The 24,785-nt window shown below is 71.7% G+C and carries 23 protein-coding genes and 1 riboswitch; of the genes, 12 read left to right on the top strand and 11 right to left on the bottom strand.

The annotated features are described in order from the left end of the window. Positions 1-30: 30 nt before the first annotated feature. Together thiS and thiO are read right to left on the bottom strand one after the other, a co-directional pair. Positions 31-285 (bottom strand): sulfur carrier protein ThiS, encoded by a 255-nt coding sequence (thiS, locus tag ABZ826_RS05135; protein ID WP_361442336.1) that lies wholly within the window; start codon positions 283-285, stop codon positions 31-33. Continuing rightward, positions 282-1,463, bottom strand: coding sequence for a glycine oxidase ThiO (gene thiO / locus ABZ826_RS05130; protein ID WP_361442333.1), 1,182 nt, complete (start codon positions 1,461-1,463; stop codon positions 282-284). Before thiO ends, thiS begins: the two co-directional genes overlap by 4 nt. Further along, positions 1,461-1,574: riboswitch (TPP riboswitch) on the bottom strand. (Overlaps the previous gene by 3 nt.) A gap of 51 nt (positions 1,575-1,625) precedes the next feature. On the opposite strand from thiO, the gene ABZ826_RS05125 reads away from it, so the two are divergent. The 6 genes from ABZ826_RS05125 (at position 1,626) to ABZ826_RS05100 (ending at position 6,446) form a co-directional block, all read left to right on the top strand. Further along, on the top strand, positions 1,626-1,988 hold the full coding sequence (locus tag ABZ826_RS05125; protein WP_361442330.1) for a hypothetical protein: 363 nt from the start codon (positions 1,626-1,628) through the stop codon (positions 1,986-1,988). Between the two features lie 9 nt (positions 1,989-1,997). After that, the gene (locus tag ABZ826_RS05120) at positions 1,998-3,251 is read left to right on the top strand and encodes an FAD-dependent oxidoreductase (RefSeq protein WP_361442327.1); all 1,254 of its coding nucleotides are present in this window, start codon (positions 1,998-2,000) and stop codon (positions 3,249-3,251) included. Between the two features lie 71 nt (positions 3,252-3,322). Then, positions 3,323-3,688, top strand: coding sequence for an Rv2175c family DNA-binding protein (locus ABZ826_RS05115; RefSeq protein ID WP_361442324.1), 366 nt, complete (start codon positions 3,323-3,325; stop codon positions 3,686-3,688). Between the two features lie 101 nt (positions 3,689-3,789). Then, the gene (thiE, locus tag ABZ826_RS05110) at positions 3,790-4,443 is read left to right on the top strand and encodes a thiamine phosphate synthase (RefSeq protein WP_361442321.1); all 654 of its coding nucleotides are present in this window, start codon (positions 3,790-3,792) and stop codon (positions 4,441-4,443) included. A gap of 99 nt (positions 4,444-4,542) precedes the next feature. Next, positions 4,543-5,460 (top strand): methylenetetrahydrofolate reductase [NAD(P)H], encoded by a 918-nt coding sequence (metF, locus tag ABZ826_RS05105; protein ID WP_361442318.1) that lies wholly within the window; start codon positions 4,543-4,545, stop codon positions 5,458-5,460. Between the two features lie 50 nt (positions 5,461-5,510). After that, complete coding sequence (locus tag ABZ826_RS05100) at positions 5,511-6,446, top strand: hypothetical protein (RefSeq protein ID WP_361442315.1); 936 nt, start codon at positions 5,511-5,513, stop codon at positions 6,444-6,446. 96 nt (positions 6,447-6,542) lie between these two features. Here the strand turns inward: ABZ826_RS05100 and ABZ826_RS05095 are convergent, their stop codons facing one another. The 5 genes from ABZ826_RS05095 to ABZ826_RS05075 all read right to left on the bottom strand — a co-directional run bounded on the left by ABZ826_RS05095 (position 6,543) and on the right by ABZ826_RS05075 (position 12,616). Beyond that, the gene (locus ABZ826_RS05095) at positions 6,543-8,060 is read right to left on the bottom strand and encodes an NAD(P)/FAD-dependent oxidoreductase (RefSeq protein WP_361442312.1); all 1,518 of its coding nucleotides are present in this window, start codon (positions 8,058-8,060) and stop codon (positions 6,543-6,545) included. A gap of 30 nt (positions 8,061-8,090) precedes the next feature. Further along, on the bottom strand, positions 8,091-8,708 hold the full coding sequence (locus tag ABZ826_RS05090; RefSeq protein WP_361442309.1) for a DUF4126 domain-containing protein: 618 nt from the start codon (positions 8,706-8,708) through the stop codon (positions 8,091-8,093). A gap of 419 nt (positions 8,709-9,127) precedes the next feature. Continuing rightward, the gene (locus ABZ826_RS05085) at positions 9,128-9,739 is read right to left on the bottom strand and encodes a TetR/AcrR family transcriptional regulator (protein ID WP_361442306.1); all 612 of its coding nucleotides are present in this window, start codon (positions 9,737-9,739) and stop codon (positions 9,128-9,130) included. A 29-nt stretch (positions 9,740-9,768) separates the two neighbouring features. Then, positions 9,769-11,856: a YhgE/Pip domain-containing protein gene (locus tag ABZ826_RS05080; protein ID WP_361442303.1), complete on the bottom strand. Its 2,088-nt coding sequence runs from the start codon at positions 11,854-11,856 to the stop codon at positions 9,769-9,771. Next, entirely contained in the window at positions 11,828-12,616 is a 789-nt protein-coding gene (locus tag ABZ826_RS05075; RefSeq protein ID WP_361442300.1) for an ATP-binding cassette domain-containing protein, read from the bottom strand. The genes ABZ826_RS05080 and ABZ826_RS05075 overlap by 29 nt, the downstream gene beginning before the upstream one ends. A gap of 167 nt (positions 12,617-12,783) precedes the next feature. Here ABZ826_RS05075 and ABZ826_RS05070 point away from each other — a divergent pair, with 167 nt between their 5' ends. From ABZ826_RS05070 to ABZ826_RS05060, 3 genes are all read left to right on the top strand, one after another. After that, positions 12,784-13,311 carry an SAV_6107 family HEPN domain-containing protein gene (locus tag ABZ826_RS05070; RefSeq protein ID WP_361442297.1) on the top strand — a complete coding sequence of 176 codons (528 nt, stop codon included), beginning with the start codon at positions 12,784-12,786 and terminating at the stop codon, positions 13,309-13,311. A 102-nt stretch (positions 13,312-13,413) separates the two neighbouring features. After that, positions 13,414-14,172 carry a methyltransferase gene (locus ABZ826_RS05065; protein ID WP_361442294.1) on the top strand — a complete coding sequence of 253 codons (759 nt, stop codon included), beginning with the start codon at positions 13,414-13,416 and terminating at the stop codon, positions 14,170-14,172. A 295-nt stretch (positions 14,173-14,467) separates the two neighbouring features. Next, positions 14,468-14,863, top strand: a complete 396-nt coding sequence (locus ABZ826_RS05060) for a DUF3040 domain-containing protein (protein WP_361442291.1) — start codon at positions 14,468-14,470, stop codon at positions 14,861-14,863. Positions 14,864-15,117: 254 nt separating this feature from the next. Here the strand turns inward: ABZ826_RS05060 and ABZ826_RS05055 are convergent, their stop codons facing one another. The 4 genes from ABZ826_RS05055 to ABZ826_RS05040 all read right to left on the bottom strand — a co-directional run bounded on the left by ABZ826_RS05055 (position 15,118) and on the right by ABZ826_RS05040 (position 20,813). Further along, positions 15,118-17,541 (bottom strand): DUF3488 and transglutaminase-like domain-containing protein, encoded by a 2,424-nt coding sequence (locus tag ABZ826_RS05055; RefSeq protein ID WP_361442288.1) that lies wholly within the window; start codon positions 17,539-17,541, stop codon positions 15,118-15,120. After that, positions 17,538-18,932, bottom strand: coding sequence for a DUF58 domain-containing protein (locus ABZ826_RS05050; RefSeq protein WP_361442285.1), 1,395 nt, complete (start codon positions 18,930-18,932; stop codon positions 17,538-17,540). Before ABZ826_RS05050 ends, ABZ826_RS05055 begins: the two co-directional genes overlap by 4 nt. After that, a complete protein-coding gene (locus ABZ826_RS05045; protein WP_361442282.1) occupies positions 18,932-19,981 on the bottom strand; it encodes a MoxR family ATPase in 1,050 nt (349 codons plus the stop codon). Before ABZ826_RS05045 ends, ABZ826_RS05050 begins: the two co-directional genes overlap by 1 nt. Before the next feature lie 268 nt (positions 19,982-20,249). Then, positions 20,250-20,813, bottom strand: a complete 564-nt coding sequence (locus ABZ826_RS05040; RefSeq protein WP_361442279.1) for a carbonic anhydrase — start codon at positions 20,811-20,813, stop codon at positions 20,250-20,252. A gap of 379 nt (positions 20,814-21,192) precedes the next feature. Between ABZ826_RS05040 and rsmH the strand changes: the two genes are divergently transcribed. Genes rsmH through ABZ826_RS05025 form a run of 3 tightly spaced genes read left to right on the top strand, consistent with a single transcriptional unit; the run spans position 21,193 to position 24,728 of the window. After that, entirely contained in the window at positions 21,193-22,158 is a 966-nt protein-coding gene (gene rsmH / locus ABZ826_RS05035; protein WP_361442276.1) for a 16S rRNA (cytosine(1402)-N(4))-methyltransferase RsmH, read from the top strand. Positions 22,159-22,207: 49 nt separating this feature from the next. After that, a complete protein-coding gene (locus ABZ826_RS05030; RefSeq protein WP_361442273.1) occupies positions 22,208-22,741 on the top strand; it encodes a septum formation initiator family protein in 534 nt (177 codons plus the stop codon). 4 nt (positions 22,742-22,745) lie between these two features. Beyond that, positions 22,746-24,728 carry a penicillin-binding transpeptidase domain-containing protein gene (locus ABZ826_RS05025; RefSeq protein WP_361442270.1) on the top strand — a complete coding sequence of 661 codons (1,983 nt, stop codon included), beginning with the start codon at positions 22,746-22,748 and terminating at the stop codon, positions 24,726-24,728. Positions 24,729-24,785 lie beyond the last annotated feature (57 nt).

The following is a 24,785-nucleotide window of genomic DNA, read 5'->3' as shown; positions in this document are numbered from 1 at the left end:
CGCCGAGGGTGAAGAGGTCGTGGGACACGGTCAGCCTCCCTGGACCGCGGTCAGGACCTCGACGCGGTCACCGTCACCGAGCACGGCGGTGGACCACTGGCCGCGCGGGACGACGGTCTCGTTGACGGCGGCCGCGACGCCGGAGTGCGCGGCGGTCAGGGTGGCGACGAGGGCGTCCAGGGTGGTGCCCGCGGCGAGCAGGCGGACCTCGCCGTTCACGGACACGGACAGGGGGGCGTGCTCGGGGGCGGAAGCCGGCAGGGAGAGGGGCGCGGGCTCGGTCATGCGGGCTGCTCCTGACGTACGGGGGCGGCGGGCGAGAAACGGAACGGGGTGAAGGGGCGGGCCACCTCGGGCACCTCGCCACGGGTGAGGAGCTCCGCCATGACATCACCGGTGACGGGGGTGAGCAGCACCCCGTTGCGGTGGTGGCCGGTGGCGAGATGGAGGCCGGGCAGGGCAGTGGGGCCGAGCAGCGGGGCGTTGTCGGGGGAGGCGGGGCGCAGACCGGCCAGGGTCTCGGTGAGCGGCAGTTCGGTGATGCCGGGCACCAGTTCGTGGGCGTCCCGCAGCAATTCGTAGACACCGCCCGCGGTGACGGTGGTGTCCCAGCCCATCTCCTCGCTGGTGGCGCCGACGACCAGTTCGCCGTTCTCGCGCGGTACGAGATAGACGTGACTGCCCCGGACCACGGCCCGGACCGTCCGGGTGAGGAAGGGCGCGTACGCCGCGGGCACCGTCAGCCGCAGCACCTGTCCCTTCACCGGACGGACCGGCGGCACGACCTCGTCCGGCAGTCCCGGGAGCCGGCCGCTCAGACTGCCCCCGGCGAGCACGACCTGGTCGGCGGTGAGTTCCGTGCCCCCGGCGAGGACGGTTCCGGCGGCCCGGTCGTGTACCACCGTCAGGCGCTCCACCCATGCGCGGTGGAAGACCACCCCGGCCCGCTCGCAGGCGGCCAGCAGCGCGGCGGCCAGTCGGCGGGGATCGATCTGGTGGTCGCCGTCGACCCGCAGACCGCCGCGGACGCCCGGCGCGAGCATCGGCTCCAGCCGGCGGCATTCGCGGCCGGTGAGCCACTCCGACTCCAGGCCGGAACGCTGCTGCAGGGCGTGCAGTTCCCGCAGATGGGCGCGGTCGTCGGAGTCCAGCGCGACGGCCAGCGTGCCGCAGGCGCGGAAGCCGGTCTCCCGCCCGCTCGCCGCCTCCAGTTCGGCCGCGAAGTCCGGATAGCGGGCGGCCGAGGCGACATTGAGGCCCAGCAGCATCTGTTCGCCGTAGTGGAGTTCGGTGACGGCGGCCAGCATGCCGGCCGCCACCCGGGCGGCCCCGCCGCCCGGCTCGGGGTCGACGACCGCGGTGCGCAGTCCGCGCTGCGCGGCCCGCCAGGCGGTCACCAGACCGATGATCCCGCCCCCGATGACGAGGACGTCGGATCCGATTCCGTTCCGAGAAGAACGCATGGGCGTCCAGCCCCTCCCTTCGCCGGCATGACCCGGATCAGGTTCGTACGGTCGGAGGCCGCCCCAGCCTCCCTCTCAGCCCGGTGCGTCCGGGCTCCCGCGAGTGTTTTACGTTGGTCACCCTAAACCCCGCCCGCCGGACCCAGTAAGGGAGCAGCCACCGTGGCCCGTTCGCTCGACGGACTCGTCCTCTCGCCGGTCGCCGACCAGGCCCCGGGCCAGGTCGGCACCCGCACGCGCTTCACGTACCACGAGGAGAACGGCCGGATCTGGGCCGAGTACGCGGGCGGCGACGTGGTCCGCGGCCATCTCGTCGGCACCCGGACCGGCGACACCCTCGACTTCCGGTATGTCCAGCTGAAGCAGGACGGAACGACATCTTCCGGCCACTGTGTCTCCACCGTGGTCGACCTCGCGGACGGCAGGGTCCGGCTGGACGAGCGGTGGGAATGGGAGTCGCAGGACGGCAGCGGTACGAGCACGGTGGAGGAGCTCCCCCTTCCTGACGGTGCGTCAGATGCTTAAGGTGTACGGGTGAGCGAACAGCAGCAGTCGGAGCGGCCGGACCGGCGGACGGGGCGATGTGTCGTCATCGTCGGCGCGGGCATGGCCGGAGTGCAGACGGCGGTGGCCCTGCGGGAGCAGGGCTTCACCGGTCCCGTCACCCTGATCGGTGCCGAACCGCACCAGCCCTACGACCGGCCCCCGTTGTCCAAGGCGGTACTGCTGGGCACGGCCGAGGGCTCCGCCTTCGACGTCGACTTCGAGGCACTGGACATCGATCTGTGGCTGGGGCGCGAAGTCACCGGTGTACGGCCCGGGGCGCACGAGCTGGACACGCCGTCAGGGCCCGTTCCCTACGACGTCCTGGTGGTCGCGACCGGCGCCGAACCGATCGTCCTGCCCGGTGCCGAAGGTGTTCCCGGGGTCCATCTGCTGCGCACCCTCGACGACGCGGCACGACTGCGGCCCGTCCTCGACGAGCGGCACGGCGTCGTGGTCGTCGGCGCGGGCTGGATCGGCGCGGAGTTCGCCACCGCGGCCCGCGCTGCGGGCTGCGCGGTCACCGTCGTCGAGGCCGCCGACCGGCCGCTCGCCGGCGCGATGCCCGCCGAGGTCGCCGCCCCGGTGGCGGCCTGGTACGCCGAGAGCGGCGCCGAACTCCTCACCGGGGCCAGGGTCGAGCGCATCGAACCCGGCCGCGTGATCCTCGCGGACGGCCGCGCGATTCCGGCCGGAGCGGTCGTCGTCGGCATCGGCGCACGGCCCGCCACCGGCTGGCTCTCCGGCTCCGGCATCGCGCTCGGCCCCGACGGATCGGTGACCGCCGACGACGCGCTGCGCACCTCGCTGCCCGATGTGTACGCGGTCGGCGACTGCGCCTCGTTCCCCTCCGCCCGATATGGCGAACGCCTTCTCGTCCACCACTGGGACAACGCCCTCCAGGGCCCGCGCACCGCCGCCGCCAATATCATCGCGGCAATGGCCGAGGACGGTCCGGCGCCGCGGACGTACGACCCCGTGCCGTACTTCTGGTCCGAGCAGTTCGACCGGTTCGTGCAGTACGCGGGCCACTACGCGGCGGCCGACACCCTGCTGTGGCGCGGCGATCCGACGGACCCCTCCTGGTCGGTGTGCTGGCTGCGCGACGGCGTCCTGGTCGCGGTCCTCGCCGTCGGCCGTCCTCGCGATCTGGCGCAGGGGCGCAGGCTCATCGAAGCGGGGGCGCGGCTCGATCCGGCACGGGTCGCGGACCCCTCCGTACCGCTGAAGTCGGCGACCCCCTGACGGCGTACCCGGCACCCCCGTACGGTCGGCCCGGCTACCGACTGTCGGTCCGGGATGGCACGCTTGTCCCCGTGACCGAGATTGACGCAAAGATCGATGCTCTCGTCCCTGCCTGGCTCCACCTCCCCGACATCGCGGAAATGCTCGATGTCGAGGTGACGCGTGTGCGGCAGCTGGTCAAGGAGGGCCAGCTCATCGCCGTACGACGTGGTGAGAACCGGGCGCTGCAGGTGCCTGCCGCTTTCATCGCGGGCGACAAGGTCGTCAAGGGCCTCTCCGGCACCCTGACGCTGCTGCGGGACGACGGCTTCACCGACGAAGAGATGCTGGAATGGCTCTTCACCCCCGACCCGACCCTGCCCGGCACCCCCGCCCAGGCGCTGAGCGAGAATCGCGGCACGGAGGTGAAGCGTCGCGCCCAGGCGCTCGCCGTCTGACCGCCGGCCGTAGGTGAGGTGCGGGCCCCGCGGTATCGCGCGGCCCGCACCCGCACCGTCCCGACAACCGCTCCACAACGCTCTCCAGGGGGAATCGCACCATGTCCACGCCTCGCGCGCTGCTGTCCGACGCCCGGCTGTATCTGTGCACGGACGCCCGCAAGCGGCAGGGTGACCTCCCCGCCTTCCTGGACGCCGTCCTCTCCAGCGGGGTGGACATCGTCCAGCTGCGCGACAAGGGCATGGAAGCGGCCGAGGAGCTCGAACACCTGGCCGTTCTCGCCGAAGCCTGCAGGCGCCACGGCAAGCTCCTCGCGGTGAACGACCGGGCCGATGTCGCGCACGCCATCGACTCCGACGTGCTGCATCTGGGCCAGGGCGACCTGCCGGTGCCCGCCGCCCGCGCCATCATCGGCGAGGAGGTGGTGATCGGCCGCTCCACCCATGCGGAGTCCGAGGTCGACGCGGCCGTCGCCGAGCCCGGTGTGGACTACTTCTGCACCGGCCCCTGCTGGCCCACCCCGACCAAGCCCGGCCGGCCCGCCCCGGGGCTGGACCTGGTGCGCCACGCCGCCTCGCTCGGCACGCGGCGCCCGTGGTTCGCCATCGGCGGGATCGACGCGGGCAATCTCGACGAGGTGCTGGACGCCGGAGCCCGCCGGGTGGTCGTCGTACGGGCGATCACCGAGGCCGGCGACCCCGCCGCCGCCACCGCCGAGCTCGCCGAGCGAATCAGGGCACGCACCGGAGTGTGATCCGGCCAGATGTCCGAGGGGTGGACAAACAACCAGTCAATTCGGACAATTAACGCTGGTCTGGTCCTGCGGTCGTCGCGCTCTGGTTAACCTGCCCATATGGCCCTTGGCACATCTTCCACCAGGACGGATCACGCGCGTACGGTGCGTGAGCTCCTTGCGACCGGCAAGACCTCGTATTCGTTCGAGTTCTGGGCGCCGAAGACCGAGAAGGGCGAGCGGAATCTCTGGAACGCGCTCCGCCGCGTGGAGGCGGTGGGGCCGAGCTTCGTCTCCGTGACCTACGGGGCCGGCGGCTCCACCCGGGCCGGGACGGTCAAGGCCACCCAGCAGATCGCCGCCGACTCCACCCTCACCCCGGTCGCGCACCTCACGGCGGTCAACCACTCCGTCGCCGAGCTGCGCAACATGATCGGGCAGTACGCCGACGCCGGGATCCGGAACATCCTCGCCGTGCGCGGAGACCCGCCCGGCGACCCGATGGGTGAGTGGATCGAGCACCCGCAGGGCGTGCGGTACGCGGCCGATCTCGTCCGGCTCATCAAGGAATCCGGCGATTTCTGTGTCGGCGTCGCGGCATTTCCCGAGATGCATCCCCGCTCGACCGACTGGGACACCGACATCCGGCATTTCGTGGACAAGTGCCGCGCCGGTGCCGACTATGCCATCACCCAGATGTTCTTCAATCCGGAGGACTATTTGCGGATGCGTGACCGCGTGGTCGCGGCGGGTTGCGAAACGCCGATCATCCCCGAGGTCATGCCGCTGACCAGCGTCAAGCAACTGGACCGGTTCGCGCAGCTCAGCAACGCGTCTTTCCCTTCCTCTCTGAAAGAACGCATCCTCGCCGCCAAGGACGATCCCGCCGCTGTACGCTCCATTGGAATCGACTTCGCAACGCGGTTCTGCGCGAGGCTGCGCTCCGAGGGTGTGCCCGGACTGCACTTCATCACGCTCAACAACTCGACGGCGACGCTCGAAATCTACGAGAATCTCGGACTGCACAAGCAGTCGTGACCGGCCGTACCCGCCACGACCCGGGGCGGTGGCCGTAGGAGGGGGCGGGCATGGGCTGGACGGTCCTCTACATCGCGTTCGGAATAGTCGCGCTGTGGCTGCTCGGCGAGGTGCTCCTGCAGTACAAGGCGCGCCTGCGCTGGCGTCTGCTCGCCTTCGCGGGCTTCGGCTGTGTCGTCGTCGGCGTGCTGATGCCGTCCGTGTTCGTCATCGCCATCGGCACGATCGCGTTCGCGACCGGTCAGACCTACGTCACGTTGTCCTTCCGGCGGGGCTTCTCCACCGGCTGGGCGATAGGGGGCAGTCCCGGCGCGAGCCGCCGCCGCCGGGGTGGCGGCGAGCGGGCGCGCCGCGAGCCCACCCTTGAGGTGTCGGACCTGGAGATGGAGTACGACGGGCAGGTCCCGCAGCGGACGGGTGCCGAGGCCGCGGCGGCACAGGCGGCCACGGTCTACGCGCCGGAACCGCTGCCGGACGACACCGGGCAGTACGGCGTCTACAGCGATCAGCACCGGCAGTCGCAGCAGGGTCCGCAGCCCGAGCAGCAGCCGCAGTACGCCGCCCATGAGCCCTACGCCGACCACCCCGCGTACGCGGCGCACGGCCAGGACCCGTACGCCGGTCACGACGCCTTTGGCGGACAGGACTCCGTGGCCGACCAGTACGACTACGGCACCGACCGGCAGCAGTACGCCGCGTATTCCGATCCGTACATCGGGACCGGCACCACCGGTGGTTCCACGCAGTACGCCTCGTACGACAGCCAGGGCAACGGCTTCGACGGCTACGGGACCCAGCAGCAGTACGCCGCCGGCCCGTACGCCCAGGAGTACGCCGCCGAGACCCCGCCCGGCGGTGTCTGGGTGCCGCAACAGCGCGAGGGCGAGCAGTACCCGCCCGCGCCCGCGCAGCAGCCTGCCACGTACCCGAACGGTTACGGCAACGGCAACGGCAACGGCTACGACGAACAGCAGTACCGCTACTGACGAGGGCCCGGCCAGGGTCTGCGGGGCAGGCCGGGGGCGGGACGGCGACCGGAGGCACCCGCACCCCCGGCGCGCCGCGGGTCGGCCTCCCCCGCCTCATTGGGAGCCCCGGAACCCGTCCCCCTCCACGATCAGCCCGGCGACCAGCGCCCCCGACATTCCCGCGTGGGCGAGCCCGCCGCCCGGGTGCGACCAGCCGCCCGCGATGTAGAGCCCCGGCAGTCGGGTGCGATTGCCCGGGTGCAGATACGCGCCCTGCGCACCGGCCAGCGTCGGCGCGGGCACCGAGCCGCCCTCGGCACCGGTCTCCGCCGCGGTCTCGGCCGGGGTCCGCACCTCGGCATGGAGCAGCCGCTCCCGTATGCCGGGCACGACCGCGCCGGCCGCCTCGATCAGCGCGTCGGCACACCGCTCGCGCAACGCCGCGTCCGTCCAGTCCACCGCCCCGTGCGGGGCGACCGTCGCCATCAGTGTCACCGCCTCGTGCGCGTCGTCGGGGCGAGTCGACGGGTCGTCGGGGCGCAGCACCGTCACCGTGGGACGGTCGGCGAGCCTGCCGGCGAACACCGCCTCGCGCTCCGCCCCGCCGTCTGCCGGGTGCACCAGCGTCCGGTGCACGGCATCCGCGGGCCGGGCGCCGCGCAGCGACAGCAGGACCAGGAACCGGCCCGGCAGCACGCCCTGCCCCGGCCGCGGCTGCACCGCCACGTCGCCGTCGCGCCACAGCTCCTGACCGGGCACCAGCCCCGGATGCGGACGGCCCCCCAGCACCACATGGGCGGCCTCGGCGACTGTTCCGTCCGCCAGCTCGACACCCGCCGCCCGGCCGTCCTTCTCGACGACCCGGGCCACCTCGCCGCCGAAGACGAACTCCACCTTCCGGGCCAGACACCGCTCGTACACCGCCTGCGCCAGGGCCCGGATCCCGCCGGAGACGTACCAGCTGCCGAAGGTCTCCTCCATGTACGGCAGCAGGGCGGCCGCCGCCGGCGCGCGCAGCGGGTCCAGTCCGTACGACAGGGCATATCCGTCGAGGAGGGCCGCGAGCCGGGGGTCCGAGAGCTCCCACGCCCCGATCTCCGTCACCGTGTCCGCCCGCCGGGCCGGACGCAGCAGCCTGCGCTGCCGGAGCGCCGGATAGGGATCACGTCCGAGCACCTGCCAGTCGGCGCGCAACGGCTCTTCGAGCAGCGGACGCCTCGACCGGTCCCAGGCATCCCGCGCCCGGTCGAGGAACTCGCCCCAGGCCGCGCCCGCGCCGCTCCCGAGCGCGGCGTCCAGGGCGGCGACCACCCCGGCCCGTGAGGTATTCGGCAGGGAGACCGCCGTGCCGTCCGCGAAGACGTGGCGGCTCGCCGGATCGACCTGGGTCAGGGTGACGCACTGCTCCAGCGGCTCCTTGCCCGTCTTCACGAACAAGTCGCGGTAGACCGCGGGCAGATGCAGCAGCGTGGGACCGGTGTCGAAGGCGAAGCCCTCATGGGCATGCCGGCCGACGGAGCCGCCGAAGGTCTCCGACCGCTCGTACACCGTCACCCGGTGGCCTGCCACGGCGAGCCGGGCAGCCGCCGCCATCGCGCCCATCCCGGCGCCGATCACCGCAATTCGTGCCATGTCAGTGACCTTAACGGCCGCCTGTGACACTCACGGCGGCGGCCAGTGCGAAGCCGCCCCGGCCAGGCGTTTCTCCTCGCGGCGCCGGCCCCTGCGGCGCAGGAACCGGCGGATCCGGGACGCCAGGAAGAGCAGTGTCACGATGCCGAGCAGCAGCAGCGTCCCGGCGATGACGGCGGCGGCCAGCGGATGGAATATCGCGAAGGTGACGATTCCTGCGACGCCCAGGTCCTCGGCCGTGCTCACCGCGATGTTGCTGAACGGCTCGGGGGAGCTGTTGACCGCCATCCTGGTGCCCGCCTTCACCAGATGGCTCATCAGCGCGGTGGAACCACCGATGGCACCGGCCGCGAGCTCTGGCAGCGAACCGTTCTCCCCGGCCAGCAGGGCTGCCACGACGGCACCGGCGACCGGCCTGACGACGGTGTGCACCGAGTCCCAGACGGAGTCCACGTACGGGATCTTGTCCGCCACCACCTCGCAGAGGAAGAGGACACCGGCCACCACGAGGACATCGGTGCGCTGCAGCGACGCGGGCACCTCGTCGGAGAGGCCGGTCGCGCCGAAGACACCGAGCAACAGGACCACCGCATAGGCGTTGATCCCGCTCGCCCAGCCGCTTGTGAACACCAGGGGGAGTACGGACACGGAGGCGATCGTAACCAGAGGGCGCGCGGGCCGGGGTGGGGTTCGGCGCGCAGCCCTGAGTATCCGTACCTAGGCGATGAGATGAGTAGGTACGCGGATGGGCTCCCACCTGCGTTGACGGGAGAGTGGAGCACACGGGGAGGGGCGCGGCCCGGCACCGCCGGCACGGGGCGGCGGAACGGGCGCGGTACCCCTTCCGGAACGGGGGAGCACGACGGAGGGCCCGGGGACCACGGGGGAGAACGGGGCACGGGGGAAGGCTCTCCGGCAGCACGGAAGGCGCCGGTCCGGCGCAGGCTCGGGGGGATCGAGCCTCGCCGGACCGGCGCCTTCCGTGCGTCGGTGCGCCAGGTCGTCGCGGGGACGGCCGGACCGCGGGGGACGGGCCGACGCACGGCCGGCCGACCCCGCACCGCGGGTCAGCGCCCGCTGACCCGCCCGTGCAGCAGCAGCGACAGCGCCGAGTGCACATCGTCGATCGATCGCTCCGGCTGGAACGCCTGCCAGTCCAGGGCCGCCACGAGCACCATCCCGACCAGGGCCGCGGCTGTCAGCGGAATGTCGATCTCCTCGCTGAGCTCACCGTTGTCCACGCCCTCGCGCAGCACCCCCTCGACCACGGCCACGGCCTCCTGACGCACTACCAGGAGGGTCGACTGCCAGGCCCGGTTGGTGCGCCACAGCTCCGCGACGTAGAGCTGGGTGAAGGACGGATAGCGGTCGATGAAGGCCAGACCGGCCCTGATCATCGCGTCCAGGGCCTCGACCCGGGTGCCGCCGCGCGCCCCGGTCGCCTCGGCCGCGGAGCGCAGCGATGCCGTGAGCAGCCCGACGCCGTGGCGCAGCAGCTCCTCGAAGAGCTCGGTCTTGCTCTTGAAGTTGTAGTAGACCGTGCCCTTGGCGACCCCGGCGCGCTCGGCGATCTCGTCCACCGTGGTCGCCGAGAAGCCCTTTTCGGCGATGAGAGTGACGGCCGCCTCGTAGAGCCTCTGCCGGGTGGCCTGGCGGCGCGTGGTGCTACTGCTTTCCATGCCCCCGATTCTCACAGGTCCGGGCGCGCTCACAGGCTCAGCTCCGGGTGGAGCCGGTCCAGGGTCCACACCTGCTTGCGGCGCGCGGAGACCGCGGTGAGGGCCAGCGCCCCCGTCGTGAAGGCCAGCAGCACCGCACAGCCCTGCCAGACCGGTCCGAGACCGCCGCCCGTGATCAGCCGGCGCAGCCCGTCGACGACGTAACTCATCGGCAGATAGGGGTGGATCGCGTTGAAGAACCCGGGACTGGTCTGGACGGGATACGTACCCCCGGCCGAGGTCAGCTGGAGCATCAGCACCGCGAGCACGAGGATGCGCCCCGCGGCCCCGAACCGGGCGTTGAGCCACTGCACGATCGCGGCGAAGCAGCAGGTGACCAGTGCCAGGAAGCCGATCGTCCCGGCGGCCCTGGTCATCTGCAGCCCGAGTCCCCAGTGCAGTACGGACATCAGAGCGGCCACCTGGAGCAGACCGAGCGCGGCCACCGGCAGCCAGCCCGCGAAGGCGATCCGCCAGGCGGAGGCCCCGGCGGCGAGTGCCCGCCGGTTGAGCGGCTGGATGAGCATGTACGCCACCATCGCGCCGACCCAGAGGGAGAGCGGAATGAAGTAAGGGGCGAAGCCGGTGCCGTAGTTGGGCGCCGCGTGCAGCGACTTGGAGGCCAACTGCACCGGGTCGGCCATGACTTCGGTACGCGCGTCGCGGTCCTTCTTGTCGTAGTCGGGGATCTTGCCGACGCCGTCGTTGAGCCCCTGGGCGAGGCTCGTCGAACCGTCGCCGAGCCGGATCAGCCCGCTGTCCAGGTCGTTCGCGCCCTTCTTCAGGTTGCTCACGCCGGTGTCCAGGTCGGCCGAGCCCGTCCTGGCTGTGGCCAGGCCGGTGTGCAGTTCGTTCGCACCCTTGGCGACCTTGTGGGCGCCTGTGTTGAGCGCGTTGACCTTCTCCACGGCGGACTTCAGGTCCTCGTCGAGATGCGGCGCGGCCTCGGCCAGGCCGTCGGCCTGCTCCTGCAATGTGGTCAGTTGGGTGCGCAGCTTCCTCAGATCGCCATTCTGGTTGGTGACCAGCGCGTTCACATCGTCGGCGACCTTCGACACATCGGCCGCCGCGGTCTTCGCGCGCTTCAGCGGCGGGCAGACGGAGGGGTCGGCGGGCGACTGCTCCGTGCAACTGGTGCGGTAGACCTCGGCCAGGTCGTCGGAGGCCGTGCGGGCGGTGGTGGCCGCGGTCGGCGCCGCCTCCACCAGCAGGCCGAGGTTGTCCCGTACGGTCTGCGCGGAATCGGCGACCAGCCGGGCGGTGTCGCCGATCGACTTGCCGTTGTCCTTCAGGAACGGGCGTACGTCGCCCGCCACCCCGTTGACCTTGTCGGCCAGCAGTTGGGTGCCGTCGGCGACCTGCCGGGAGCCGGTCTCCAGGTCGCCCGCGCCCTTGTTCAGCCTGACGATGCCACCGGCCAGGTTGCTGCTGCCGTCCTTGGCGTTCTTCAGCCCGTCGGCGAGGTCCTGCGATCCCTTCTTCGCCTTGCCGATGCCGCCCTTGAGGTCGTCGGCCCCCTTGGCGGCCTTCGCCGTCGCGTCGTGGAGGTCGGAGAAGTTGATGAAGATCCGGTCGAGGAAGCTGCGCGAGGCGTTGGTCGACGCGGCGGTGCGCACCTCGGAGAACACCGACCGGGAGATCTGCCCGACGATGTAGTTGTTGGCGTCGTTGGTCCGCACCTGGAGCGCGCCGGTCTCGGGGGAGTCGCCCGAACTCGACGCGATCCGCTTGCTGAAGTCCGACGGCATGGTGAGCGAGAGGTAGTACGTGCCGTTCTCGACGCCCTTGTGCGCCTCGGCGGAACTCACCTCGTGCCACTCGAAGGTCTTGGAATCGAGGAGCTTGCCGGTGATCTCGTCGCCGGCCGCGACGCGCTTCCCGTCCGCGGTGACGCCCTTGTCGTTGTTGACCAGCGCGACCGGGATCTTGTCGAGGCGGCCGTAGGGGTCCCAGAAGGAGCACAGGTACAGGGCGCCGTAGAGCAGCGGCAGCAGCAGGAGCGCAATCAGCGCGGCGACCGGCAGCTTCCCCCTGCCGAAACGCTTCAGCTCAAGGGCGGCCAGTCTCGGCGAACGCATCGGCCGGTCCTTCCTCGGTCGTCGTGTCCTCGGCCGGGGCATCCTGCGTGTCCGCCGGTGCGGCCGTGGTGTCGGTACGTACGGTGATGGCGCCCTCGGGTGCCTGGCTGCACACCGCGAGCACGGTGGTCCCGTCGTCGGCGATGGACCGCAACAGCTCCCAGGCCTCCGCGCGTTCGGCGTCGGACAGCTTGAGGTCGGTGTCGTCCACCGCGAGCAGCCGGGGCCCGCCGATCAGCGCGAGGGCGATGGACAGCCGCAGCGCCTCCAGCCGTTCCAGATCCCGTACGGAGGTCCGCTCGGCCTTGGGCAGGGTGGTGGTGTCGAGTCCGGCGGCGGCCAGGGCCGTGTCGATCCGTCCCCGCGCTGCGGCGACGCGCTCGGAGCGCGGGCGCAGCAGAGCGCGCAGCGAACCGTCGAAGCGGTGCTGCAGCAGGGCCCGCTCGCGCAGGTGCTCGGCGACGGTGAGGGCCGGGTCGAGTTCGTTGACCCCGGGTACCTGGCCCAATGCGGCCAGGCGCCGCACGGCGGCCATCTTGCGGGGCAGGCGCAGCCCGCCGATCTCTGCATGGCCCTCGGTGGGACGCATCCGGCCGGTGAGAGCGAGCAGCAGGCAGGTGCGGCCGGAACCGGACAGGCCTTCGATCGCCACCAGTGAGCCGGGGTCGGCCGCGAAGTCCACGCCCCGGAAGGCCCAGCCGCGCGGCCCCTTGAGCCCGAAATCCTCGGCGGTGACGGCTGCCCCGTGCGGGCTGTCCACAGACTCCCCCTTGTTTTGAACTGACCGGTCAGTCCAAAAAGGTAGCCCGAACTCGCTGTCGAAGCAAAAGGGCAGGCCAGAGGCCAGTTGAGGCCGATTGTCAGTGGTGCCCCTCACGATGGATACATACGGCCACGGAGCCGTTGCACGAGACAGGAGGTTTCGTCATGGCCCAATCGTCCGCAGCAGCGGCACCCCGGCGCCGCGCGGCCGGCCCTGCCCCCTCACTGACCGGTCCGGCACGCGACGTCCATCCCGTTCCGCGCCGCACCACGGCGCCGCCGGCCGCCCTCGACCTGCTCGCCCAGGCCCGCACCGGCCTCGACGAGGCCGCCGTTCTCGGTGTGCCGAACGAGCGGTATGCCACCGCCCACCTCGCCGCGCTGCGCATCGCCGCGGCCGTGCTCGCCGCGCGGGGCCGTCCCGAGACCTCCAGGCGGCGCCGGGAGCGGATCCGCAGCGCCTGGGAGGTCCTCCCGGAAATAGCTCCGGAGCTGACCGAATGGAGCGCGCTGTTCGCCTCCGGGGCCCGCCGCAGGGCCCGAGCGGAAGCAGGTATACCGGGCGCGGCCAGCCGGCGGGACGCCGACGACCTGCTGCGGGACGTAGCGATGTTCCTGCGTCTGGTCGAGCGGTTGCTGGTCCTTCAGCCGGTGCTCCCGCAGGCCCGGAAGGAGCGGCCCGACGCGCGATGACGGTGACGGCGGTGCGAGGCAATAGGGTGGACAGCACCTGCACCACCTGCACTGTTCACGCTCCGCCGTCAGCGGCGGCACCGTGCCGAGGAGTCATCTGCCGTGTCGGACCAGCTGCGCCCCCGCGCCTCCCTCCGTACCGCCGTGGTCTGGGAGGTCCTGAAGGACGCCCTCGACCACCAGGTCAAGGCGACCGGCAGGGACGCCCTGGATGTCCTGGACACCGGCGGCGGCACCGGCAACTTCGCGGTCCCGGTCGCGCGCCTCGGCCATCGGGTCACCGTCGTCGACCCCAGCCCCAACGCGCTCTTCGCCCTGGAGCGCCGTGCCGCCGAGGCCGGGGTCGCCGACCGGGTCCGCGGCGTCCAGGGCGACATCCACGGCCTGTTCGACGTGGTGGAGCGCGGTGGCTACGACGCGGTGCTGTGCCACGGAGTCCTGGAGTACGTGGACGACCCCGCCGAGGGCGTGCGCAACGCGGTCGAGGCGCTGCGTCCGTCCGGTGCGCTCAGCCTGCTCGCCGCCGGGCTCGGCGGCGCCGTCCTGGCACGGGCACTCGCCGGGCACTTCACCGAGGCCAGGCAGGCGCTCAGTGACCCGGCGGGCCGCTGGGGCGACGGGGACCCGGTGCCCCGGCGTTACACCGTGGAGCAGCTCACGGAGCTGGTCTCCGCGGCGGATGTCGAGGTCGGCGCGGTCCACGGCGTACGGGTCTTCGCCGACCTCGTCCCGGGCGTCCTGGTGGACACCGAACCCGGTGCCATGGAGGCCCTGCTCAAGCTGGAGGCGGCTGCCGCCGAACTGCCCGCCTTCCACTCGGTTGCGACGCAGCTGCACGTTCTGGGCACGAAGCGCGCCTGAGCGCGAGGCAGCCGACCGGTGGTAGCTCGGCCGTAGCGTGGCTGATCAGGGACGCAACCGCAGATGGAGTACGTCTCAGGACCCCCGATCGGGGGCTTCGCCACGTATGATCGGGTGACACCATCCGGCATGACGGATTGGAGGTTGGGGAATCAACGCCTCAGCAGCTGAGCCGTCGTGGCGGCCCGGACTGGCTGATTGGCAAAGAGGGCGGGTTTCACGGGGGCGATTCCCTGCCTATCCTGGAAGGGCCGCATACCGGTCGCCCCCCGCGGCCGACGACGAGGAGGACTCCGTGCCGCTCTCGGAGCACGAGCAGCGAATGCTCGAGCAAATGGAGCGAGCGCTGTACGCCGAAGATCCCAAGTTCGCGACAGCGCTCGAGGGAAGCGGGCTGCGTACGTACACCCGGCGACGGGTCTACCAGGCGGTCGCAGGCTTTCTGGTGGGTATCGCGCTCCTCATGGCCGGAATGGTCGCCCAGCAGATCTGGATCAGCGTGGTGGGGTTCCTCGTCATGCTCGGCTGTGCGGTTCTTGCGGTCACCGGTTGGCGCAAAGCCCCCAAGCCCGGCGAGCAGCAGCAGGCAGCCGGAGGCAGCGGCGGAAGCCGTCGGCCCAGGCAACGCCGGACCGTCATGAATCGGATCGAGCAGCGGTGGCAGCGCCGCCGTGACGAACAGGGGCAGTAGGGTCTCGGACACTCTTGGATGAGGGGCGGTCGCGTTTTCGCGACCGCCCCTCACCTGTGTCCGCCGCGACCGGGCCGAGAAGGCTTCGAGCCGGCCGACCGCTCGGGGACGCGGGACCAGGACTTCTCGTTCGGATCAGGCCGGATCGGCGAGCGGGACGACGAGGCAACCGGACGGGTCCCGGGACACCCCCGCTCACCCGGCCGTACGGCGACTGGGGCCAGGGGGGCGTGGACCGCGGTCCACGCCCCCCTTCACCCCTGCTGGCGGGACGGTCGCCGCAGCCAACCCGTCCACGGGCCACGGCGCAACCGCGCCGCCCCCTCAGCGGTGAACGCTGCCCAGCGTTCCGACGCCGCCCACATCACCCGAATGGCCGAGCGCGGTGCCGCGACTGCGCGGATCCGGGCGAGCCGGCCGGCCGATGCCCGCAGGCCGGCCCGTACCGCCTCCACATCCGCGGCGAGCCCGGTGCCCGACCGGGGCTCCCGGGCGTAGAGCATCTGCTCCACCGCCCCGGCCACCCGGTGCACCGCGGCGGCCTCGTCCGGTTCGAGCCGACCCAGGCGCACCACCCGGGCCGCCGCCTTACGGGGCGTCCGGGAGTCGTCCGGCTCGATGCCGTGGTCCCACGCCGTGTCGATGATCTCCTGCCAGGCCGCCAGCGTTCTGGCCGTCGCGTCCGCCCGCGTCCGCCCGGCGGAGAAGCCCAGCCGACGCCTGCGCACCCGAAGCCTCCAGAGCAGCGGCAGCAACGGCAGCATCACGATCACCACGGCGACCAGGGACAGACCGAGAACGGTGCCCAGAGGCGTTCCGGAATCGGTCGGCGTCACGACCCCCGGCGCCGCCGGGCCACCGCACTCGCCCTGCTTGCGCAGCTGGGCCGGGCAGCTGTCCGAGACGGACGGGGCGGCCGTCGGGGCGGCCGAGGCGCCCCTCTCCGGCAGAACCGGGTCCACGGCGCCACCGGCAGGGGCGTCCGGCTGGGTGTAGGGCGGGACGGTGCCCCGCGTCGGGGTGGGCTCGAAACGGGTCCACCCGACGCCCTCGAAATACAGCTCCGGCCAGGCATGCGCATCGCGCAGTCCGACCGAGACCGAGCCGTCCGGCTGCTCGGTGCCGGGAGTGAAGCCCACCGCGACCCGGGCCGGAATGCCCAGCGTCCGCGCCATCGCGGCCATCGTGAACGAGAAATGGACGCAAAAGCCCTGCTTCTCCTCCAGGAACCGTCCGATCGCCGCGCTCCCGGTGCCCGAGGTCACCGAGGTGTTGTAGCTGAAACCGCCCTCCGAGGCGAAGTAGTCCTGCAGCTTCACCGCCCGCTCGTAGGCGTTGCCGGCGCCTTTCGTCACCTTGTCCGCGGTTTCCCTGACCACCTTCGGCAGGGAGTCGGGAACACGGGTGTACTCGCGTCGCAGCGCGACCGGCGGGGGGCCCGCGGCGGCGAGCTGATCGGCGGTCGGCTGGACCACCAGACTGGAGACCCGGTACTGCGCGCCGCGGGTGGTCTCCCCGCCGTCACCGACGAGCGTCCGCCCCCTCGGCTCGTACCGCCAGCGTCCGCCGATCCGGACCTCGGACGCGGGGTAGGGGAGCGGCAGATAGGTCTGCTGGTAGGAGCGGGACGCGGAGATGGTCGAGTTGACCTCCGTGACCAGGACGTCCGGGCCCAGGCCCTCCGGGGTCGGCAGCCGCTTGGGCACGTCCTGCAGACGGCGCGTGGAGGGCCGCCACTCGTTCCCGTTGAACTGGTCCAGGGCCAGGATCCGCAGATAGAAGCCCTGCGGGTCACCGGAGTCGGTTCGGTAGGACAGCACCTGCCGGTTCTCCGGCTGGTTCAGATTGTTCTGCAGCGAGACCAGGGGATTCACCGCGGAGATGGTGCCGCCGCCTCCGCCCTTGCCGTTCCCGCCCCCCGTACCGGTCAGCAGCCCGCCGTCCAGCGCGGGCAGCGCCGCCGGCACGACCAGCGAGACGCCCAGCGCCAGCGCACCGATGCGGCGGCCGGTGCGGACCGGGGCTGTCGGGCGGCCGCCGGAGACCGCCGCACCGACCGCCGAACCCCTCGGGGCCCCGGACGCACCACTGAAGACCCGTCCCCACTGGGAGAGCCGGTCCCGGCCCTCGGCCAGCAGAAGCAGCAGATAGCCACCGGCCGCGAGCAGGAACCAGAGCCAGTCCGCTCCTCCCTCGGACAGTCCCGCCGCGACCGAGTACAGCGCGAGGAGCGGCAGACCCGCCGGGGCGGCGCTGCGGAACGTCACCGCGAGGGCGTCCACGACCAGACCGACCAGCAGCACACCGCCGATCAGCATCAACCGGATGCCGTCCGTCACGGGCGCCGGAGCGGCGTACCTTCCGACATCCTCGGCGCCCGACGTCAGCAGATCCGCGAGCCGCTGGACGGCCTCCGGACCCGGCAGGACACCGACCAACGCCTGCCCTTTGGCGAAGACCACTGTGAGCAGAACCAGGGTGACCAGTGTCTGCGCCGCGACGACCAGCATCCGGGGCATGGGCACCCGGCGGGCGAGCACCCCCGCCCCGCTCTGGACCGCCAGCAGGAGCGCGGCCTGAAGAATCCACCCGGCCGGCTCGACCAGCGGCAGCATCGAGCCCGCCGCCATCAACGTCGCCGCGAAGGCGCACAGCGTCAGCCGACCACGACCGCTCATGACCATCCCCCGGAGAAACCTGTCGTGTCACCTGTGCCGCCGCCGACGGCGGTTGACTGCGCGGTCACGCCCGGGTGCCCCGCCGCCTGCTGCCAGTACCGGGCGAGACCGGCCCCGGGCGCCACCGCCACCGCCGTCCAGCCGGATTCGCGCAGCAGCCGCAGCCGCCGCTCGATGTCCGCGTCCGACCCCGTGGGCGGGGCGCCGCCCTGGGTCCAGGCCGCGCTGTCCAGTACGAACGCGACCGCGCCACCACTGCGCTGCCGCATCCGGGCCGCCACCGCCGCCTGCTCCTCGTCCAGATCACCGAAGAACGCGATCAGCAGCCCTTCGTTGCCGCTGCGCAGCACGTCGTACGCGCGCGACAGACCACCCCCGTCGGAATGGTCGACCACCGCCAGGGTGTCCATCATCAGACCCGCGGAGTCGGCGGACTCCTGCGTCGATCCGGCGAAGCCCCCTGTGCTCTCGCCCGGAACGGCGTTCCCGCCGTCGGTCAGCAGCCGCACCGCGAAGCCGCGCTCCAGCATGTGCACCAGCGCGGACGCCGCCCCGGAGACCGCCCACTCGAAGGCGGAGTCGGGCCCCGTCCCCTGATAGGCGATCCGCCGGGTGTCCAGCAGCACCGTGCACCTGGCCCGCTGCGGCTGCTCCTCGCGGCGCACCATCAGCTCGCCGTAGCGCGCGGTGGAACGCCAGTGGACCCGGCGCAGATCGTCGCCGTGCCGGTAGCCGCGCGGAATCACGTCGTCATCGCCGGCCAGCGCCAGTGAACGCTGCCGCCCCTCGCCGTATCCCGCGGCCTCGCCCGCCAGCCGTACCGGCGGCAGCGGCTCGGTCCGCGGAATGACGACGAGGGTGTCGTACGCGCTGAACGAACGGGTCAGCTCGCACATCCCGAACGGATCGCTCAGCCGCAGCTGCAACGGGCCCAGTGGGTAGCGCCCGCGCAGATCCGACCGCACCCGGTAGGACACCTCGCGACGGCCGCCCGCCTCGACCCGGTCCAGCACGAACCGGGGACGCGGCCCGAGCACGTAGGGCACCCGGTCCTGCAGCATCAGCAACCCGGTCGGCAGCCGCGACACGTTCTCCATCCGCAGGTGGACCCGCGCCTCCGTGCCCGCGGGCACCCGCGACGGCGAGAGCCGCCGGGTGCCCGCGACCCGGTAGCGGGTGCGGACGAGCACCACCACACAGACCAGCGGCAGCGCGGCGAGCAGCAGCCCGACCCGCAGCAGATCGGCCTGGCCCAGCACATAGGCGCAGACCGCCGCGGCGACACCGGCCGCGAGGAAGGACCGCCCACGCGTGGTCAGCCCGCTCAGCGCGGCCCGCAGACCGCCTCTGTCGTCGCCGTCGTCCATGGCGGCCGGCCCCCCGGCCGTCATCACGCCCGCCGTACGCCGGGCTGCTGCCGGCCGTGCATCGGACGGTCCGGCCGGTGTTGGGGCTGCACCTGTGTGACGCCGCCACCGGCGGTCGGTACCGGTGTCCGCTGGAGGATCTCCAGTACGACCTGCTCGGCGGTACGGCGGTTCAGCTGGGCCTGCGCCGTCGGCAGCAGCCGGTGCGCGAGTACGGCGACCGCCAGGGCCTGCACATCGTCCGGCAGGCAGTAGTCCCGGCCGCTCAGCGCCGCGGAGGCCTTCGCCGCGCGCAGCAGATGCAGGGTGGCTCGCGGCGAGGCGCCGAGCCTGAGATCGGGATGGCCGCGGGTGGCCCCGACAAGCTCCACCGCGTACCGCCGCACGGCGTCGGCCACATGGACCGTCCGTACCGCGTCGATCAGCTTCACCACGTCATGGGCGTGCGCCACCGGCTGCAGATCGTCGAGCGGCGAGAGCCCGCCGTGCACATCGAGCATCTGCAGCTCGGCCTCCGCGCTCGGATAGCCGATCGACACCCGCGCCATGAACCGGTCGCGCTGGGCCTCGGGCAGCGGATACGTGCCTTCCATCTCGACCGGGTTCTGGGTGGCCACCACCATGAACGGGTCGGGCAGCTCGTACGTGTGCCCGTCGATGGTGACCTGGCGTTCCTCCATCGACTCCAGCAGCGCCGACTGGGTCTTCGGCGAGGCCCGGTTGATCTCGTCGCCGATCACGATCTGCGCGAAGATCGCGCCCGGCTTGAACTCGAAGTCGCGCCGCTGCTGGTCGAAGATTGACACACCGGTGATGTCCGAAGGCAGCAGGTCCGGTGTGAACTGAATGCGTCGCACCGAGCAGTCGATGGACCGCGCCAGCGCCTTGGCCAGCATTGTCTTGCCGACGCCGGGGACATCCTCGATGAGGAGATGTCCCTCCGCCAGCAGCACGGTCAGCGAAAGCCGTACGACCTCGGGCTTGCCCTCGATCACACTCTCCATCGACCTGCGCACCCGCTCCGCGGTCGTGGTCAGATCTGTGAGGCTCGCTCGATCGTCATAGGTCGTCACCCGGCCCTCCTCGGCCCTGCCCCACGCTCACCAGGAGCAGGGGATACCCCATTCACGGGCAGGCGCGCGTGCGGCGGCCCGGCCCACCCCGAAACACGGACACCCCTCCGGAAACGTCCGGCGAGATGTCACATGCGCATTCTTGTTGCCGTTACCGCTTCGTGTCACTCGCCTGTGGACAAGTGGGGGCGGTATGTCGGCTTCGGGTGGGGATATCGGCTCCGACGGGCACCCTCCCGGGCCGCCCGGACGGACACCGTCCGGGCGGTCAGGAGGTGGGAAGGATCTCGCGCAGCAGGCCGCTGGTCACATCGAAGACGAAGCCGCGGACGTCGTCGGTGTGCAGCAGGAACGGCGAGGTGCGCACGCGCTGCATCGACTGCCGTACGTCCTGGTCGGCGTCCGTGTACGCCTCGACCGCCCAGACCGGACGCTGGCCGACCTCCCGCTCCAGCTCCTGGCGGAACTCCTCGGTGATCGACTCCAGGCCGCAGTTCGTGTGGTGGATCAGTATGACGCTGCGAGTGCCCAGGGCTCGCTGGCTGATGGTCAGCGAACGGATGACGTCATCGGTGACCACACCGCCGGCGTTGCGGATGGTGTGGCAGTCGCCGAGCGACAGGCCGAGGGCGTCGTGCAGGTCGAGCCGGGCGTCCATGCAGGCGACCACGGCGACGCGCAGCACCGGCTTGGCGTCCATCCCCGGGTCCTCGAACGCGGAGGCGTACCGGGTGTTCGCCTCGACAAGGTGATCGGTGACCGTTCCTCCGGAGCGGGCCCGGTCGGCAGTGGGTGCGGAAGGCTCGGCGGGGGAGTGTGCGGAAGTCGGCATGGCTATGACGTTAGCCCTCACCAGGGGCTCCGTCGTGGTGCGGGAAGGAACAAAGAACGTCGACGAGGCTTGTTGTGAGGTAACCCACAAGCCTGCCGTCGTTGGTCCGGCCGGGTGAACAGAGGCCGGGGCGACGCGCTGCCGGGCTGATTGATCGGGAATCGATCGAATGGCAGGGTGGACTAAAGTGACGGGAAGTTACCGACACCCTGCACATCCCGTAGATTTCCCCCGTGTGTGCGGCGTACGTACGGTCCGGCCCTCTCCCGCTCGCCGGTCGACCGACGCCCCTTCCCCGGCGCCGGCCGACCTCCCCTTCCGAGCGGGCGGGGACCAGGCCGTACGTGGAGCCACCCGGGACCTGAGCCTGAGAGGGCACATGAGCCAGACCCGACACGTCCCGGTGATGCTCCAGCGGTGCCTGGACCTGTTGGCCCCGGCTCTGGAGGTGCCGGGCCCGCAGCAGCCCGTGGTCGTCGACTGCACCCTGGGGCTCGGCGGACACAGCGAAGCACTGCTCTCGGCCTTCCCCTCCGCGCGGCTGATCGCGCTGGACCGGGACAAGGAGGCGCTGCGGCTCTCCGGCGAGCGGCTCGCCCCGTACGGCGACCGGGCCACCCTGGTGCACGCGGTCTACGACGAACTGCCGGAGGTGCTCGCCAGGCTCGGCGTCCCGAAGGTCCAGGGCGTCCTGTTCGACCTCGGCGTCTCCTCCATGCAGCTGGACGAGGCCGACCGCGGCTTCGCGTACGCCCAGGACGCCCCGCTGGACATGCGCATGGACCAGACGACGGGCATCAGCGCCGCCGAGGTGCTCAACACCTATCCGGCGGGAGAGCTGGTACGGATCCTGCGGGCGTACGGCGAGGAGAAGCAGGCCAAGCGGATCGTCTCCGCGATCGTGCGCGAGCGCGAGAAGGAGCCGTTCAGCAACAGCGCCCGGCTCGTCGAGCTGATCCGCGACTCGCTGCCCCAGGCGGCCAAGCGCACCGGCGGCAACCCCGCCAAGCGCACCTTCCAGGCGCTGCGCATCGAGGTCAACGGCGAGCTCACCGTGCTGGAGCGGGCCATTCCGGCCGCCGTGCAGAGTCTCGCGGTCGGCGGTCGCATCGCCGTTCTCTCCTACCACTCGCTGGAGGACCGGCTGGTCAAGCAGGTCTTCGCGGCGGGTGCCGCCACCACGGCGCCGCCCGGCCTGCCGGTCGTGCCCGAGCGCTACCAGCCCCGGCTGAAGCTGCTGACCCGTGGCGCGGAGCTGCCCACGGAGGAGGAGGTCGCCGAGAACCGGCGTGCCGCCCCCGCCCGGCTGCGAGGCGCCCAGCGGATCCGCGAGGAGGAACGATGAGTGCCCGGCGACCGGGGACCCGGACACCGCAGACGCCGGGGGCGGCACGGTGAGCAGACCGGCCGCGCAGTTGAGAGGGCGGGCGGCGCGGCTCGCCCGGCTGATGCCGTCCGGGCCCAGCAACGCGGCCCGTACCCCCTTCGTCCTGCTGGTCGTGCTGCTTCTCGGCGGCGGGCTGATCACGCTCCTGGTGCTCAACTCGGCCCTCAACGAAGGATCGTTCAGGCTGAGCGAGCTGAAGAAGAAGACCACCCAGCTCACCGACGAGCAGCAGGCCCTCCAGAACGACGTCGACAACTACTCGGAGCCGGACGCCCTGGAGCGCCGCGCCCGCCAACTGGGCATGGTGCCCGGCGGCAGCCCCGCCTTCCTCGACCCGGACGGCAAGGTCCGTGGCGTACCCGCCGAGACGAGTGCCCAGCCGACCCCCACAGCACCGCCGCGGAAGCCCCGTACGTCCCCCGGCTCGCCCTCGGCGCCGGCCACCCCTTCCGGTACCGCTGTGACGCCCGGCCCCTCCGCAGCCCCGCCAGCCGGGCCGCGCGCCCCGGCAGACCAGCCCTCGACGAGCCCAGGCAGGTGACGCAGTGCCTCCCAAGGAACCACCGCGCCGCCGGGTCCCCGGGCCCGCGCGCCCCCGCGGCGCCGCCGGCGGCCAGGGACGCCCCCGGCCGGCCGGCCGCCGCCCGTCGTCCCCGGCCTCCCGCGGGCGGACGCCCCGCAGCCGCCCCGCGTCCCCGCTCCGCCTCGGCAGCCCGCGCCCCCGGCTCCGCCTGGTCAGCCTCGCCCTGACGCTCGTCATGCTGACGTTCGTCGTCCGGCTCCTCCAGGTCCAGGCCGTCGACGCCAACGCGTACGCGGCCAAGGCCAAGGTGAACCGCTACCTCAGCTACACGATCTCCGCCGAGCGCGGTCAGATCACCGACCGCAGCGGTATCGCGCTGGCCACCAGCGTCGACGCGTACGACATCACCGCCGACCCGTCGATGTTCACGCCCGAGTTCAGCAAGGTCCCCGACGCACCCCAGCAGGCTGCGGCCCTCCTTGCCCCGATCCTCGGCGCCGATGCCGCCGAACTGACCGCGAAGCTGTCCAAGAAGGGCCGCTACACCGTCCTGGCCCGCCGCCGGACCCCGCAGGTCTGGAACCAGATCAAGGACCTCAAGTCCGTCTTCGCCGAGAAGGCCACGAAGGACAAGGCAGCCGGTGGCCCCGGAGCCAATGTGCTGGCCGGGATCTTCCAGGAGTCGACCACCAAGCGGGTCTACCCCAACGGCGGGCTCGCCGCCGGGATACTGGGTTACGTCAACGCCGAGGGCAAGGGTGCGGGCGGCCTCGAATCGCAGCTGGACAAGGAGCTCGCGGGCGAGGACGGCAAGATCAAGTACGCCCAGTCCGGCGGTCGGCGGGTGCCCACCGCGGGCACCCAGGAGGTCCCGGCCGTCGCCGGGTCCGACATCGAGCTGACCATCGACCGCGACATCCAATGGGCCGCCCAGCAGGCCATCACCGACCAGGTGAAGAAGTCCAAGGCGGACCGCGGCTACGTGGTCGTGCAGAACACCAGGACCGGCGAGGTCCTCGCCATGGCCAACGCGCCGGGCTTCGACCCCAACGACCTCTCGCAGGCCGACGCGGCCTCGCTGGGCAACGCGGCGCTCCAGGACGTGTACGAGCCCGGCTCCACCAGCAAGGTCATGTCCATGGCCGCCGTGCTGGAGGAGGGGGTCGCGACCCCGGGCACCCATGTCACCGTCCCCAACCGGCTGCACCGCGGCGACCGGCTCTTCAAGGACGACATCGACCACCCCACCTGGTACCTGACGCTCAACGGCGTACTCGCCAAGTCCAGCAACATCGGCACCATCCTGGCCACCGGAGAACTCGGCAGGAGCCAGGCCGAGGCCAACCAGGTCCTCTACTCCTACCTGCGCAAATTCGGGATCGGCTCGCCGACCGGTCTCGACTACCCGGGCGAGACCCCCGGCATCCTAGCCAAGCCCAAGGACTGGTCGACCTCGCAGCAGTACACGATCCCGTTCGGCCAGGGACTCTCCCTCAACGCCATGCAGGCCGCCTCCATCTATTCGACGATCGGCAACGACGGGGTCCGTATCGCGCCCACGCTGGTACGCGGCACCAAGGGCCCCGACGGCCACTTCAAGGCCGCCCCCGCTCCCGAACGGACCCGGGTGGTCAGCGAGAAGACAGCCAGGACGCTCGCCGCCATGCTGGAGTCGGTGGTCGGTGACGAGGAGGGCACCGGAACGAAGGCCAAGATCCCCGGCTACCGCGTGGCGGGCAAGACCGGTACGGCCAACCGGGTCGACCCGGTCCGCGGCGGCTACCACGGTTACACCGCGTCCTTCGCGGGCTTCGCACCCGCGGACAACCCCCAGATCACGGTCTACTGCGCGATCCAGAACCCGACCAAGGGAAGCTACTTCGGCGGTCAGATCTGTGGGCCGATCTACAAACAGGTCATGGAGTTCGCTCTGAAGACCCTCCAGACCCCACCGTCCGGCAGCGAGTCAGCACGGCTGCCGGTGTCCTTCAAGCCCGGCGAGTGAACACGGGAAACCAGCCAGTGACAACCATCACCCCCGATCCCGGGAACCGGAACGGGA

The sequence above is a fragment of the Streptomyces sp. NPDC047515 genome, from assembly GCF_040643055.1.
Lineage (GTDB): Bacteria > Actinomycetota > Actinomycetes > Streptomycetales > Streptomycetaceae > Streptomyces.
Note: the sequence above shows the minus strand (reverse complement) of the source record. Positions and strands in the feature narration are given on the sequence as shown.

What these genes read in the sequence shown, in the direction of transcription:
- thiS (WP_361442336.1), bottom strand. Translation starts at nt 285, where the DNA reads ATGACCGAGCCCGCGCCCCTCTCCCTGCCGGCTTCCGCCCCCGAGCAC.
- thiO (WP_361442333.1), bottom strand. Translation starts at nt 1,463, where the DNA reads ATGCGTTCTTCTCGGAACGGAATCGGATCCGACGTCCTCGTCATCGGG.
- thiE (WP_361442321.1), top strand. Translation starts at nt 3,790, where the DNA reads ATGTCCACGCCTCGCGCGCTGCTGTCCGACGCCCGGCTGTATCTGTGC.
- metF (WP_361442318.1), top strand. Translation starts at nt 4,543, where the DNA reads ATGGCCCTTGGCACATCTTCCACCAGGACGGATCACGCGCGTACGGTG.
- ABZ826_RS05100 (WP_361442315.1), top strand. Translation starts at nt 5,511, where the DNA reads ATGGGCTGGACGGTCCTCTACATCGCGTTCGGAATAGTCGCGCTGTGG.
- ABZ826_RS05095 (WP_361442312.1), bottom strand. Translation starts at nt 8,060, where the DNA reads ATGGCACGAATTGCGGTGATCGGCGCCGGGATGGGCGCGATGGCGGCG.
- ABZ826_RS05085 (WP_361442306.1), bottom strand. Translation starts at nt 9,739, where the DNA reads ATGGAAAGCAGTAGCACCACGCGCCGCCAGGCCACCCGGCAGAGGCTC.
- ABZ826_RS05080 (WP_361442303.1), bottom strand. Translation starts at nt 11,856, where the DNA reads ATGCGTTCGCCGAGACTGGCCGCCCTTGAGCTGAAGCGTTTCGGCAGG.
- ABZ826_RS05070 (WP_361442297.1), top strand. Translation starts at nt 12,784, where the DNA reads ATGGCCCAATCGTCCGCAGCAGCGGCACCCCGGCGCCGCGCGGCCGGC.
- ABZ826_RS05055 (WP_361442288.1), bottom strand. Translation starts at nt 17,541, where the DNA reads ATGAGCGGTCGTGGTCGGCTGACGCTGTGCGCCTTCGCGGCGACGTTG.
- ABZ826_RS05050 (WP_361442285.1), bottom strand. Translation starts at nt 18,932, where the DNA reads ATGACGGCCGGGGGGCCGGCCGCCATGGACGACGGCGACGACAGAGGC.
- ABZ826_RS05040 (WP_361442279.1), bottom strand. Translation starts at nt 20,813, where the DNA reads ATGCCGACTTCCGCACACTCCCCCGCCGAGCCTTCCGCACCCACTGCC.
- rsmH (WP_361442276.1), top strand. Translation starts at nt 21,193, where the DNA reads ATGAGCCAGACCCGACACGTCCCGGTGATGCTCCAGCGGTGCCTGGAC.